This window comes from Streptomyces roseoviridis (assembly GCF_039535235.1).
Lineage (GTDB): Bacteria > Actinomycetota > Actinomycetes > Streptomycetales > Streptomycetaceae > Streptomyces > Streptomyces roseoviridis.
Map to the genome: position 1 here is coordinate 3,644,393 of NZ_BAAAWU010000001.1, position 13,840 is coordinate 3,658,232.

At 72.6% G+C, this 13,840-nt stretch carries 10 protein-coding genes, 2 pseudogenes and 1 riboswitch; of the genes and pseudogenes, 2 read left to right on the forward strand and 10 right to left on the reverse strand.

Annotated elements, in window-relative coordinates:
- Nucleotides 1–17: 17 nt before the first annotated feature.
- Entirely contained in the window at nt 18–251 is a 234-nt protein-coding gene (locus ABD954_RS16525; RefSeq protein WP_345486796.1) for a hypothetical protein, read from the reverse strand.
- Nucleotides 252–451: 200 nt separating this feature from the next.
- Nucleotides 452–533, reverse strand: a riboswitch (glycine riboswitch).
- On the opposite strand from ABD954_RS16525, the gene ABD954_RS16530 reads away from it, so the two are divergent.
- Both ABD954_RS16530 and ABD954_RS16535 read left to right on the forward strand, forming a co-directional pair.
- On the forward strand, nt 504–890 hold the full coding sequence (locus ABD954_RS16530) for a MarR family winged helix-turn-helix transcriptional regulator (protein WP_425584041.1): 387 nt from the start codon (nt 504–506) through the stop codon (nt 888–890). Its footprint overlaps the riboswitch before it by 30 nt.
- A gap of 271 nt (nt 891–1,161) precedes the next feature.
- Nucleotides 1,162–2,685, forward strand: a pseudogene (locus ABD954_RS16535) (MDR family MFS transporter); the annotation flags it as partial.
- A 131-nt stretch (nt 2,686–2,816) separates the two neighbouring features.
- Here ABD954_RS16535 and ABD954_RS16540 read toward each other — a convergent pair.
- The 9 genes and pseudogenes from ABD954_RS16540 to ABD954_RS16580 form a co-directional block, all read right to left on the reverse strand.
- A complete protein-coding gene (locus tag ABD954_RS16540; RefSeq protein WP_345486799.1) occupies nt 2,817–3,608 on the reverse strand; it encodes a TetR/AcrR family transcriptional regulator in 792 nt (263 codons plus the stop codon).
- A gap of 36 nt (nt 3,609–3,644) precedes the next feature.
- Nucleotides 3,645–5,195: an MFS transporter gene (locus ABD954_RS16545; RefSeq protein WP_345486800.1), complete on the reverse strand. Its 1,551-nt coding sequence runs from the start codon at nt 5,193–5,195 to the stop codon at nt 3,645–3,647.
- 86 nt (nt 5,196–5,281) lie between these two features.
- A pseudogene (locus ABD954_RS16550) lies at nt 5,282–7,430 on the reverse strand (ArnT family glycosyltransferase).
- Nucleotides 7,431–7,491: 61 nt separating this feature from the next.
- Complete coding sequence (locus ABD954_RS16555; RefSeq protein WP_345486802.1) at nt 7,492–8,829, reverse strand: bifunctional glycosyltransferase family 2/GtrA family protein; 1,338 nt, start codon at nt 8,827–8,829, stop codon at nt 7,492–7,494.
- Between the two features lie 127 nt (nt 8,830–8,956).
- Nucleotides 8,957–10,438, reverse strand: a complete 1,482-nt coding sequence (locus ABD954_RS16560) for a sensor histidine kinase (RefSeq protein WP_345492229.1) — start codon at nt 10,436–10,438, stop codon at nt 8,957–8,959.
- 150 nt (nt 10,439–10,588) lie between these two features.
- On the reverse strand, nt 10,589–11,332 hold the full coding sequence (locus ABD954_RS16565; RefSeq protein ID WP_345486803.1) for a response regulator transcription factor: 744 nt from the start codon (nt 11,330–11,332) through the stop codon (nt 10,589–10,591).
- A gap of 96 nt (nt 11,333–11,428) precedes the next feature.
- The gene (locus ABD954_RS16570; RefSeq protein WP_345486804.1) at nt 11,429–12,298 is read right to left on the reverse strand and encodes an amidohydrolase family protein; all 870 of its coding nucleotides are present in this window, start codon (nt 12,296–12,298) and stop codon (nt 11,429–11,431) included.
- On the reverse strand, nt 12,285–12,701 hold the full coding sequence (locus tag ABD954_RS16575; RefSeq protein WP_345486805.1) for an antibiotic biosynthesis monooxygenase family protein: 417 nt from the start codon (nt 12,699–12,701) through the stop codon (nt 12,285–12,287). The genes ABD954_RS16570 and ABD954_RS16575 overlap by 14 nt, the downstream gene beginning before the upstream one ends.
- Before the next feature lie 251 nt (nt 12,702–12,952).
- Entirely contained in the window at nt 12,953–13,816 is an 864-nt protein-coding gene (locus ABD954_RS16580; protein WP_345486806.1) for a DUF2797 domain-containing protein, read from the reverse strand.
- Nucleotides 13,817–13,840: the final 24 nt, after the last annotated feature.

Below are 13,840 nucleotides of genomic sequence, written 5' to 3' on the forward strand. Positions count from 1 at the left end.
CGGTCGGTCGATAGTGGTCAGCCCAGCGCGAGCCAGGCCACGCCCGCGAGGACGGCGATCGCGACGACGATGCCGACGATCAGGCCCACGCGGGGGCCGGAGGAAGTCGCGGCGGCGGTCTGCTGCTGCCGCTGCGGGGTGCCCTCGTCGACGAAGGCGCGGAACATCTGGGTGCTGCCTGCGGGGTCGTAGGAGCCCTCGGGGGCCTGACCGCCGCCCTGGCCGTACGGTGCTTGGGGGTTGTGTGCCATGGGCCGGACCCTAGCGAAGTCGGGGTGGCGGCCCCAAGCCCCGCCCTCCGGCCCTGCCCCGGACCTGCACGCGCCCTCCCCCTCCGACCCGCTTTGCCGATTCTTTAGCACGCTTTGACCGATTTAGTTTGCCTGGAGCAACCATCCATCTCTATCGTTGCCCTAAGCAACAAGATGTCGGAGTGTGCGATGGAGACGGTCAACCGGAACCGGTACGAGGAGCTCGCCCGAGCGGTGAGCGCCTTCGGCGCCGTGAAGCGCGGGCTCTCCCGGGCCCTGCCCGCCCACTGCCAGGGCGGTGCGGCGGCCGTGCTCGCCCTGGTCAAACACCACGGCGACATGCGGACGAGCCGGCTCGCCGAGCTGATGGCCGTCGACATGTCGGTGTGCAGTCGCCACGTGGCGCACACCGTGGAGTACGGCTGGATCGAGCGACTGCCCGACCCGGACGACAAGCGATCCCGCATCCTGCGGCTCACTCCCGAGGGGTACGCGATGCTCGGCGAGCTCGACCGCCGGGTCACCGACGCCTTCTCCCGCCACCTCACGGAGTGGTCGGACGACGACGTCGCCCTGCTCACCGCACTGCTCGGCCGCCTCCGCGATTCCTTCGGGGACTGCCGGGCCCACCACGCCTGACACCCGTACCGCCTGACACCCGCACCGCCTGACACCCGCACCGCCTGACGACCACCGGCCTCACGCCAATTCCGCGTGACGCCCACCCCGCCTCACGCCTCTTGCGCGTGACGCCCACCCGGCGTGACGCCCACCCCGCCTCACGCCCGCTCCGCTCGACGCCCATCACGCTTGACCACGAAGGAAGTTCATGGCTACGACCTCGCCCGACGCCGGTGTGCGGGACGGCCTCACCCCTCACGGGAGCGCCGGCCCCGGCGCCGCCCCGCCGATGACGCACCGACAGATCATGGAGGCGCTGTCCGGGCTGCTGCTCGGCATGTTCGTCGCCATCCTGTCCTCGACGATCGTCTCGAACGCCCTCCCCCAGATCATCACCGACCTCGGCGGTGGTCAGTCCGCCTACACCTGGGTCGTCACCGCCGCCCTGCTGTCGATGACGGCGACCACCCCGCTCTGGGGCAAGCTGGCCGACCTCTTCTCCAAGAAGCTGCTCGTCCAGATAGCCCTGGTCATCTACGTCGCCGGCTCGGTGGTCGCCGGTCTCTCCCAGAACACCGGCATGCTCATCGCCTGCCGCGTCGTCCAGGGCATCGGCGTCGGCGGTCTGACCGCCCTCTCCCAGATCATCCTGGCCGCCATGATCGCCCCGCGTGAGCGCGGCCGGTACAGCGGCTACCTCGGCGCGGTCTTCGCCGTCGCCACCGTCGGCGGCCCGCTGCTCGGCGGCGTCATCACCGACACCGACTGGCTCGGCTGGCGCTGGTGCTTCTACGTCGGCGTGCCCTTCGCGATCATCGCGCTGCTCGTCCTCCAGAAGACCCTCAAGCTGCCCGTCGTGAAGCGCCAGGTCAAGGTCGACTGGGCCGGCGCCCTCTTCATCAGCGCCGCCGTCTCCCTGCTCCTCATCTGGGTCACCTTCGCGGGCGACAAGTACGACTGGCTGTCCTGGCAGACCGCCGTCATGGTGGGCGGTTCGATCGTCCTCGGCGCGGTCTTCGTCCTCGTCGAGTCGAAGGCGTCCGAGCCGATCATCCCGCTGCGGCTCTTCCGCAACCGCACGATCACCCTGGCCTCGCTGGCCTCGCTCTTCGTGGGCGTCGCGATGTTCGCCGGCACGGTCTTCTTCAGCCAGTACTTCCAGCTGGCCCGCGACGAGTCGCCGACGATGTCCGGCGTCCTCACCATCCCGATGATCGCCGGCCTGTTCGTCTCCTCGACGGTCTCCGGCATGATCATCACCAAGACCGGCCGCTGGAAGACCTGGCTGATCAGCGGCGGCGCCCTCGCCACCGGCGGCCTGGGCCTGCTCGGCACCATCCGTTACGACACGGAGTACTGGCACATCGCCGTCTTCATGGCGGTGCTCGGCCTCGGACTCGGCATGATGATGCAGAACCTGGTGCTCTGCACCCAGAACCAGGTCGCCCCCTCCGACCTCGGTGCCGCCTCCTCCGTCGTCACCTTCTTCCGCTCCCTGGGCGGTGCGATCGGCGTCTCGGCGCTCGGCGCGGTCATGGCCCACCGGGTCACCGACTACGTCAAGGAGGGCCTGGCCGAGCTCGGCCCGAAGGCCGCCGGGGCCGTGGGTCAGGGCGGCGGCGGCATCCCGGACATGGACAAGCTGCCGGCCCCGATCCGTACGGTCATGGAGAGTGCGTACGGGCACGGCGTCGGCGACGTCTTCCTCTACTCGGCGCCCTTCGCGCTGCTCGCCTTCGTGGTGACGCTCTTCATCAAGGAGGTCGCGCTGAAGAGCAGCTCGGCCCCCGAGGCACCCGCGGCGCCTGCGGAGAAGAACGAGAAGAGCGAGCAGAGCGAGAAGAGCGGGCAGAGCGCCTAGGAAGGACTCCCGGCCGCGCTTCGAGCGGAGGCGCGGCCGGGTCGGGTACGGAGCGGCGGGTCAGGGGACGGCTCGCCGCTCCGTCATTCAGCCGGGCGGTCGGAACGGCTCCGCTCGACCATGACCTCGATGCCGGCGATCAGGACCTCGAGCGCGTAGTCGAAGTCGCGGTCCCAGATGTCGCTGACGGTGCCGTGCGAGGCGCGCTCGTCGAGGATCTCCGCGATCGGTTCCAGCGCCTCCACGAACCGCGGGTCGTCGCGGAACGCTCTGATGGACTCCCCGTAGAAGTCGTCCTGCGACATCCCGGCCTCGTTCGCCCGGCGCTGGAACTGGGACTCGATGGTCCCGTAGCCGTAGACGAACTGGAAGACGGCCGACATCGCGCTGGGCTGGCGGTCGAGCGGCAGGCCGCTGGCCCGGACCGCCTCCTGGATCTTGGAGCCGACGGCGATCGCGTGCGGGCCGATGTTGAGGTACTGCCCCGCGCACGGCGACATCCACGGGTGGCGCACCAGCATCCGCCGGTAGGCCAGGGCGAGCACCTTGATCCGGTCGCGCCAGTCGCCGGCGGAGTCGACCTCGGCCAGGTCGATCTCGGCGTAGCAGGTGTCGATGGCGTACTCGATGATGTCGTCCTTGGTGTCCACGTACCAGTACAGGGACATCGCGGTGACGTTCAGCTCGGTCGCCAGCTTGCGCATGGAGAGCTTGGCCAGGCCCTCCTCGTCCAGCATCCGGATCGACGCCGCGACGATCCGGTCCCGGTCGAGCCCGGCCGGGCCGCCCCCGCTGCGGGCGGCCCGGCGGTCCCCGTTCTCCAGCCAGACGCTGGAACGCGCCGGGTTCCTGGCCCGATCCGCTGCCTTGACCATCGCGTTCCTTCCGTCCGTCAGTGGTTCGCGACCATGCTAGGCAGCTCCGGTCGGCTGATCGGACGGCTCGGCGGCCTTGCCTGCGGCATCGGCGCGTTCGGCTCGTTCGGCTCGTTCGGCGCGTTCGACGCGTTCGGCGCGCTTCAGCAGGGCCGCCGCGACCAGGCCGCCGGCGAGGACGGCGATCGCGCCCACGAGCTGGCTGGTCTGGAGCCCGGTGGCGAAGGCGTCGGAGATCGCCGCCCGCTCGGTGTCGTTTCCGGCCGCGGCGAGGGCGGCGGGCAGCGAGGTCGCGGTGACGGTGACGAGCGCGGCGAACCGGGCGTTGAGGACGGCACCGAGGACGGCGACGCCGAGACCGTTGCCGAACTCGGCGAGGGTGCCGTTGACGCCCGCGCCCACACCGGCCTTCTCCGGCGGGATCGCGCTCATGATGGCGTTGGCCATGGCCGGGTTGGAGACGGCGAGACCGGTGCCCATGAGCACCAGGCCGAGCAGCATGCCCCAGTAGGTGCCGTCGGTGCCGCCGCCGATCAGGGCGATCGAGCCGAGGCCGGCCGCCACCAGCGTCATGCCGACGGTGACGGTGAGCGGGGTGCCGAGCTTCATCACGATCCGCGGGCCGACCCCGGTGAGGTTGAGCGCCACGACGGTCAGCGCGAGCGGCGCCATCCGCAGACCCGCCTCCAGCGGCTCGTACCCGAGGACGAACTGGAGGTGCTGGGTGAGCAGGAACAGCGAGCCGCCCATGCCGAACATCACCAGGATGGCGCCGGCGACCGCGCCGACGAACTTCTGGTTGCGGAAGAAGTGCATGTCGAGCATCGGGTACGGGACGCGCAGCTCCCACGCGGCGAACGCGGCCAGGACGACGACGCCGATCGCGGCCGGGACCAGCACCTCGGCGGAGGTCCAGCCGTGCTCGGGGCCGGTGATGATCGCGTACACGGCGGCGGTCATGCCGATGGTGGACAGCAGGGCGCCGAGCAGGTCGGGGCGCTCTCCCTGCGGGTTCTTGGACTCGGGGACGAGCTTGAGGACGGCGACCAGGCCGATCAGCGCCACCGGGATGTTGATGAGGAAGATCATTCCCCACCAGAAGTGGTTGAGGATCGCGCCGCCGATCAGCGGGCCGGCGGCGAAGCCGAGCGAGCCGACGGTGGCCCAGAGCGCGATGGCCTTGACCCGCTCGGAGTCGTCGAAGATCTGCATGACGACGGCGAGGGTCGTGGTCATGAGCAGCGCGCCGCCGACGCCCATGCCCGCGCGGGCGGCGATCAGCTGCGCGCTGGACTCGGCGAGGCCGGCGGTGAGCGAGCCGATGCCGAACAGCGCGAGCCCGATCGCCAGCATCTTCTTGCGGCCGTAGCGGTCGGCGGCGTTGCCCGCGGTGAGCAGCAGTCCGGACTGGACGAGCGAGTAGGCGTTGATCATCCACTGGATGTCGCTGGTGGACGCGTGGAGTTCGGTGGTCAGCGAGGGGATGGCGACGCTGAGCACGGTGTTGTCGAGCAGCACGGTGAGCTGGGCGAGGCAGATGACGCCGAGGATCAGCCAGCGCTGCGGGTGGCCGCCGGTGGCTGTCATGGGCAACTCCTATACGGTGTACGAGAGCGGGACTCGTACACCGTACAGGAGCTCTCGTACGCCGTATAGCGACTTTTCGCGGCGGCCTACTGCGCGGCGGCCTTCCTGCTGGTCAGGTCGTAAAACGTGGTGCTGTCGAAGGTGACCTTCTCGAAGGTGTCCTCGACCCACGCCGCGATCGCGGAGCCGTTCCCGCCGGCGCCGAAGCCGCCGCCCGAGCCGCCGCCCGGGGCGATGAAGTAGTGGATCCGCCCCTCTGCCACGTACTGCTTGAACCGCGCCAGGGTCGGCGACGGGTCGCTGCCGTTGAAGCCGCCGATCGCCATGACCGGCTTCTGGGTGGCCAGCTGGTAACCGGCCGCGTTCTGGGCTCCGATGGCGGCGGCGACCCAGGTGTAGGAGTCGGCGTCCGCCAGCAGGGCCTGCCGGGCCTCGGCCCCGACGGGCGTGCCGTTGAGGAGACCGCCCAGGCCACGCCGCTCACCGGGAGCCATGGCACCGGGAGCCACGGCACCGGGAGCCATGGCACCGGGGGGCCGGCCTCCGCCCTGGCCCGCGGGGGACTGACCGCCTGCCGGGGGCCGACCAGCGGGGGCCTGACCGCCCGCCGGGGCCCGGCCGTCGGCCGGGGGCTGACCGGCCCGGCCGTCAGGAACGTCGTCCTGGCCGGGCGCGTACGCGACGAACATCCGGCCGGCGCCCGGGCCGCCGCGACCGCCCGGACCGACCGTGCCCGCCGGACCGGCCGTCACGATCGAGCCCTGGTGCCCCGCGGCCACCGTGGCCAGGGTGTAGGCGAAGGGGCCCGCCAGGCCCGCCGCGAGACCGAGCCCGGCCGCGACCAGCCCGATCCGCCGGTCCACCCGGCCCGCGAACAGCAGCCCGAGCGCCGCCGCGCCGCCCACGCCCAGCACCGCCCAGCGCAGCCACGGCTGCCAGTCCGGTGTACGGCCGAGCAGCACCCAGGCCCACACCGCCGTCACCGCGACCGTTGCCGCCAGCGTCCCCGAGGCCGCGAACCGGGCCCGCTCCTCCCACAGCACCGCCGCGCCCATGCCGATCAGGGCAGCGAGGTACGGGGCCATCGCGACCGTGTAGTACTCGTGGAAGATGCCGGCCATGAAGCTGAAGACGGCCGTCGTCAGCAGCAGCGCGCCGCCCCAGACGAGGAACGCCGAACGGGCCAGGTCCGTACGCGCCGCGCGCCGGGTCACCACGAGCCCGGCGACCAGCAGGATCAGCGCGGCCGGCAGCAGCCAGGAGATCTGACCGCCCACCGCGTCACCGAACATCCGCCCGACGCCGGTCTCGCCCCAGCCGCCCCCGCCCCGGCCCACCAGCACCGCCCCCTCCGGCAGGTCGACGGGCACACGGCGGGCGCCACCGCCGCCCACGCTGCCGACCTCGTTGCCGTTGAGCCGGCCGAGACCGTTGTAGCCGAAGGTCAGCTCCAGGAAGCTGTTGTTCTGCGACCCTCCGACGTACGGGCGGGAGGCCGCCGGCCACAGCTCGACCACGGCCACCCACCAGCCCGCCGAGACGAGCATCGCGAGCCCGCCCAGTCCGAGCCGGCCGAGCCGCCGCCCCGGTCCGCCCGGCGCGCACGCCGCGTACACCAGCGCGAGCGCCGGCAGGATCAGGAAGGCCTGCAAGGTCTTGGCGAGGAACGCGAACCCGAGCGCCACCCCCGCCCACACCAGCCAGCGCGCCGCCCCCCGGTCGAGCTCCACGGCGCGCAGCACGCAGTACACGGCGACCGTCATGAGCAGGGCGAGCAGCGCGTCCGGGTTGTTGAAGCGGAACATCAGCGCGGCGACCGGGGTGAGCGCGAGCACCGCGCCCGCCACCAGTCCGGCGCCCGCGCCGAGGCGGCGGCGGACCGCCGCGTACAGGACGGCGACCGTCGCCACCCCCATCAGCACCTCGGGCACCAGGATCTGCCAGGAACCGAGCCCGAAGAACCGTACGGAAAGCGCCATCGGCCACAGGGCGGCCGGGGGCTTGTCGACGGTGATGGCGTTCGCCGCGTCGAGCGAGCCGAAGAAGAACGCCTTCCAGCTCTGGCTGCCGGCCTGAACCGCGGCCGAGTAGAAGGAGTTGGCGTAACCGCTCGCGCTCAGGTTCCAGAGGTAGAGGAAGGCGGTGGCGAGGAGGAGGCCGAGGAAGGCCGGCCGCACCCAGGGCGCGTCGTCGGGCCGCCCGCGCCAGAGGTGCTGGAGGCCCTGGAGGCGCCAGAGGCGCTGGCGGCGCTGGAGGGCCTGGAGGCGCTGGCGGCGCTGCGGTCGGGTCAGGGAGTTCATCGAGTGGTCCTTGCGGAAGGGGTCCCTGCGGAGGGGGTCCTTGCGGAGGAGGTCCTTGCGGAGGGGGTCCCTGCGGAGGGGGTCCTTGCGGAAAGGGCGCGCTCCGGGAAGACCCAGAGCCGGAAGAGGAGGAAGCGCATGACGGTCGCGGCGAGGTTGGCGACGACCAGCACGGCGAGCTCGGTCGAGTGGGCCGGTTCGCCGGTCGCCGCACCGAGCGCGGCCAGCGATCCGCTCGTCAGGGCCAGGCCGATGCCGAAGACGACCAGCCCCTGCGCCTGATGGCGGGCGGCCCGGTCCCGGCCCCGTACGCCGAAGGTGAGGCGGCGGTTGGCGGCGGTGTTGGCGACGGCGGAGAGGAGGAGGGCGGCGGCGTTGGCGGACTGGGCGCCGATGCCGAGCCTGAAGAGGGAGTAGAGGGCGAGGTAGAGGAGGGTCGAGACCAGCCCCACCACGCAGAAGCCGACCAGCTGGCGGGCAAGGCCGCGCGGCACACCGGCCAGTTCGCGGTCCCGCGGGTCGTCGCCGAAGGGCCGGGCGAGCCGGTCGAGCGGAAGCGAACCGGTCGCAAGGGCCCGCCCCACCCGCCACACGCCCTTCAGGTCGTCGGTGGCAGTCCGCACGAGGTGAACGGTCGAGTCGGGGTCGTCGACCCAGTCGACCGGGACCTCGTGGATCCGCAGCCCGGCCCGCTCGGCGAGCACCAGCATCTCCGTGTCGAAGAACCAGCCGGTGTCCTCCACCATCGGCAGCAGCCGCTCGGCCACCTCCCGCCGTATCGCCTTGAACCCGCACTGGGCGTCCGAGAAGCGGGCGGCGAGCGAGCCGCGCAGGATCAGGTTGTAGGCACGGGAGATCAGCTCCCGCTTCGGCCCGCGCACGACACGGGAGGAGCGGGTCAGCCGCGATCCGATCGCGAGGTCGGAGTGGCCGGAGATGAGCGGCGCGACCAGCGGAAGCAGCGCGTTCAGGTCGGTGGAGAGATCCACGTCCATGTACGCCAGGACCGGCGCCTCCGAGGCCGACCACACCGACCGCAGCGCCCGGCCGCGCCCCTTCTGCTCCAGTCGTACGGAGTGGACGGCGGGCAGCCGGGCGGCCAGCGCTCGGGCCACGTCCGGTGTGGTGTCGGTGGAGGCGTTGTCGGCGACGGTGATGCGGAAGTCGTACGGGAAGGTGCGTAGGAGGTGGTCGTGGAGCCGCAGCACGCAGGGCTCCAGGTCCTCCTCCTCGTTGAAGACGGGGATCACCACGTCGAGGACGGGCCGTCCGGCCGCGCCCGCGGGGAGGTGCTCCCGGGCGGGAAGAGTGTCGGCACACGGGGGCGTTCGCATGCCCCCGACCCTCGCCGGGCCGGCTGTCACGGCGGTGTGGTGCGGCTGTGGCGGGGCTGTGAGTCGACGGGGTTCAGGCGGGGCTGTGAGTCGACGGGGTTCAGGCGGGGCTGTGGGTCGACGGGGTTCAGCGGGTCTTCGGCAGGGACACCGAGAAGACGGTCCGGCCGGGCACGCTGTCGACGGTCACCTCGCCGCCGTGGGCGAGCGTCACGGCCCGCACGATGGCGAGGCCCAGCCCGGTGCTGCCGGCGGTCCCGCTGCCGCCCGCGGGGCGGGAGCGTGAGGCGTCGCCGCGCGCGAACCGCTCGAAGACCAACGGCAGGAGGTCGGGGGCGATGCCCGGCCCGTCGTCCTCGACCTCGACGACCGCGCGCCCCGGCCCCGAACGCACGCGGGCGGTGACGGTGGTGCCCGGCGGGGTGTGGGTACGGGCGTTCGCGAGGAGGTTGACGAGGACCTGGTGGAACCGGGCGCCGTCGGCCGGCACGGTCACCCTCCCGTCCCCGTCGGGGAGTTCGAGGCGCCAGCAGTGCTCGGGCCCGGCCGCGCGGGCGTCCGAGAGGGCGTCCACGACCAGCAGGGAGAGATCGGTGCTCTCGTACGAGAGCGGGCGTCCGGTGTCCAGCCGGGCGAGCAGCAGCAGGTCCTCCACGAGCCCCGTCATCCGCGTCGCCTCCGACTCGATGCGCCCGAGCGCGTGCCGGGTGTCGGGCCCGCACTTCTCCCGGCCGCGCCGGGTCAGCTCCGCGTACCCCCGGATCGAGGCGAGCGGCGTGCGCAGCTCGTGGCTCGCGTCCGCGACGAACTGCCGCACCCGCGTCTCGCTGCGCTGCCGGGCGTCGAGCGCCGAATGGACGTGGTCGAGCATGCGGTTGATCGCCGCGCCGACCTGCCCGACCTCCGTCCGCGGATCCGCCTGCGCCTCCGGCACCCGGTGGTCGAGCGCCACCTCGCCGCTGTGCAGGGGCAGCCGGGACACCTGCGCGGCGGTCACGGCGACCCGGCGCAGCGGGCGCAGGGCGATCCGTACGACCAGGGTGCCGGCCAGCGAGGCGGCGACGAGCCCGGCGGCGGTGACGCTCAACTCCACGACGACCAGCGTGGACAGGGCGTCCTGGAGCCCGGCGAGCGGGAGGCCGATGAGGAAGTCGCCGTTCTTGCCGGTCCCGTACGTGACCCGGTAGTCGCCGAGCCCGCCCGGCAGCGACACGGTGTGCGGGTCGCCGTCGAGCGGGACGGCGGCGAGCACCGCGATCTGGTCGGCGTCGAGTCCATGGCGTACGTAGAGCGGCCCGTTCCCGTCCGCCGGCGGGGCAACGGAGACGTCCGCCGATTTCACCTCCCCGTCCACGACCCGGGCGCCCACCGTCCCGAGCGGCGCACCGCCGATGACGAAGCCGAGCGGGGCCTCGACGCGGCCCGACGAGGGACCGAAGGCTCCGGGAGCGGAGACCGGCGGCCCGGCCGCCCGGTGGACGACCTCCCGCACCTGCCCGTCAACCTGGTCGTACAGGTAGGAACGGAACGCGATCGTCGTCACCGTGCCGATGACGGCGGCGACGACCGCGATCAGCGCGACGGCGGAGACGACCAGTCGGGTGCGCAGCGGCCAGGGCGCCCTGACGGCGGGTCGGCCGCCGGGGCGGTTACCGGGTCCGCCGCCGGGGCGGTTACCGAGTCCGCCGCCGGGGCGGTTACCGGGGCGGTCTCCGGGTCCGCCGCCGGGGCGGTTACCGGGGCGGTGGCGCACGGTGGGCTACTCACCCGGCTTGATGAGGTACCCGGCCCCGCGGCGGGTGTGGATCATCGGACTGCGCCCGGCGTCGATCTTCCGGCGCAGGTAGGAGATGTACAGCTCGACGACGTTCGCCTGCCCGCCGAAGTCGTACGACCACACGCGGTCCAGGATCTGCGCCTTGCTCAGCACCCGGCGCGGGTTGCGCATGAGGTAGCGCAGCAGCTCGAACTCGGTGGCGGTGAGGTGGATCGACTCGCCGCCCCGGGTCACCTCGTGGCTGTCCTCGTCCAGGGTGAGGTCCCCGACCGTCAGCAGCGACTCGCTGCGCGCCTGCGCGGCCCCCGACCGACGGATGAGCCCGCGCAGCCGGGCCACCACCTCCTCCAGGCTGAAGGGCTTGGTGACGTAGTCGTCGCCGCCCGCCGTGAGCCCCGCGATCCGGTCCCCGACGGCGTCCTTCGCGGTCAGGAACAGCACCGGCACCTCGGGCAGCTCGCGCCGCAGCCGCCCCAGGACGCAGAGCCCGTCCATGTCGGGCAGCATCATGTCGAGCACGACGACATCGGGCCGGAACGCGCGTGCCGTCCGCAGCGCCCCGGCCCCGTCGCCCGCGCTGTGCACCTGCCAGCCCTCGTAGCGCAGGGCCATCGAGAGCAGCTCGGCGAGCGCGTCCTCGTCGTCGACGACGAGCACGCGGACGGCGGAGCCGTCGGACCGGAGCAGATCGGTACGCGTACGCGAGTGGCGGGTGGTCGCAGTCATGCGTGTCACGGTGCTCGGCGCGCCTGAGACCCGTCTTTCGCCTGTCTGTGAATCCCCTGAGAAAGGACCGGGACCGGCAGACCCTTTCGCGGGCGCTCAGAGGTGGAACAGCCGGACGCCGTTGTCGTGGCAGACGGCGCGCAGCCAGTCGTCGCCGAGCCCGAGCCGTTCGAGGGCGTGGAGCTGGTGGACGTACGGATAGGGGATGTTCGGGAAGTCCGACCCGAGCAGGATGCGGTCGCCGAGCCCCTGGAGCCGCTTGAGCTCGCCGGGCGGGAAGGGCGCGAGCCGCTCGCTGAAGTCGGTGAACGCCATGGTGGTGTCGAGGTGGACGTCCCCGTACCGCTCGGCGAGGTCGAGGAAGTCCGCGTACTCCGGCATGCCCATGTGGGCGACGACCAGCCGCAGCCGTGGGTACCGCGCGAGCAGCCGTGCGATGGGGCCGGGACCGGTGTACGCGCCGGGGGCGGGGCCCGAGCCGCAGTGGATCACGATCGGGCTCCCCGCCTCGGCGAGGAGGCCCCACACCTCGTCGAGGAGCGGGTCGTTGGGGTCGAAGCCGCCGACCTGGAGGTGGACCTTGAAGACGCGGGCGCCGCGCTCCAGGGCCTGCAGGACGTAGCCGGGGGCGCCGGGTTCGGGGAAGAGGGTGGCGGTGTGGAGGCAGTCGGGGACGCGGGCGGCGAAGTCGGCGGCCCAGTCGTTGAGCCAGGCGGCCATGGACGGCTTGTGCGGGTAGAGCATCGAGGTGAAGGCGAGCACCCCGAACTCCCGGAGCAGCGCGACCCGGCGGTCCTCCTCCTCGCGGTAGGTGATGGGCCACTCGAGCCCGGTGAGGGGCCCGACCGCGTCGAAGTAGGCCCACACCTTGTCGAGGACGCTGCGGGGCATGAAGTGGGTGTGGACGTCGACGAGCCCGGGGATGCCGAGGCGGTCGGCCCACGCCCGTACCTCAGTCGCGGTCATCGACCACGTCCCGGTCGTGGGGCATCTCGGGGTTCTGGCGGCCCTGGCGGTCCTCGTGGTTCTCGCGGTCCTCGCGGTCGAAGCCGTAGGTCCGCTCCACCTTGCCGATGTGCACGCGGTAGCTCTCGTACCAGTGCTCCCGGCCGTATCGCTTCGCGGCCATGTGGTCGGGGTGGTGCTGCCATGCGGTGAGTCCGTCGAGGTCGCGGAAGTAGGCGACGGTGATGCCGATGCCACCGGGCGTGCGGGCGGCCTCGTGGCCGAGGAAGCCGGGGATGTCCTCGACCAGGGCGTTCAGCTTGGCGGCGGTCTCGGCGTACCCCTCGGGATCGTCGGGCCGGATCGAGGTGAAGACAGCGGTGTAGTAGGGCGGTTGGAGGCCGCCCACGAGGCTCTGGGTCATGTGATCACCCTGCGGGGGGACGCCCGGGACTGTCCATGGAAGCCGCCGGAAGGGATCCAAGACTTTACGGTTCAGAGCTTCGGGCGACGGGGGCACCGGGCGGCCTCGGGACGAGGTGGTAGGGGCGGTGGCGACGCCGCAGGCGGTCGGGCCGGTCAGCGGCGATCAGGGGTGGGTTGGGTCGGGTCGGGTCGGGTCGGCTGGGCTGGCTGGGCTGGTCAGGGTTGATTGGGGTTGGTTGGGGGCGCCCGTCAGAACAGTTGCTCCTGGGCGTCCTCGCCGGTCAGGGCCGCGGTGACGGGCACGGTCACGGCGTGGCCCGCCGCCGCTGCCTCCAACGCCCAGCCGCTCATCAGCCGGGTGTCGAGGGCGAGATGGCGACCGCTCGGGTCGAGGAGGTGCAGATCGGGTCCGGCCGCGGCGAGCAACCGCCCGGAGACGACCCCGCCGGGGACGAGCTCGACGACGCTCCCGTCGTACGGGGGCAGGTCACCGATACCGAAGACGTCCCCGTGGTCACGGACCTCGCAGGGCAGCGCCTCCAGGGTCTCCGCCCAGACGCCGACGCCGACGGCCCGCCCGTACAGCTCCCTGACCTCGTGCGCCCGTTCCTCGACCGGCGGCAGGGCGTGCCGGACGGCCCGCTTGCGCGCGTACGGGATGCGGTCGGGCACGGCGAGGGCGTGCCGCAGCACCTCCTCGGTCCGCCGCGCGGCCATCAGGGGTCCGCGGCCGAGCCAGCTGAAGGCGACCGCGCCCTGTTCGAGCAGACGCGCGTCACCGCGCTGCTCCGCGGTGATGCCGACCTTCACCATGCCGGGCCCGAACCAGGCGAGATAGACGCGGTACGGCCGCGGGTCGTCGGCGAGGGTGTCGGCTGCCACGGAGTGCGCCCGGTCGAGCCGTGCGCAGTCGGCGCACCGGCCCCCGGTGCCGCGGCCGGCCACGACGGCCGCCACGGGGCAGGGGTTCCCCCGGGCCCCGGCGCACCGCCGCTCGCCCACGGCCCGGAAGGCGATGTCCCGCCCCCGGGACAGCGCGCTGACCCGGCCGCCCTCCCACCGCAGCCCGGGCACGCCGCCGTGCCACGCGATCCCGCCGCTCCGCCACACCATGCGTCCAGTGTCGGGCAGAGCACT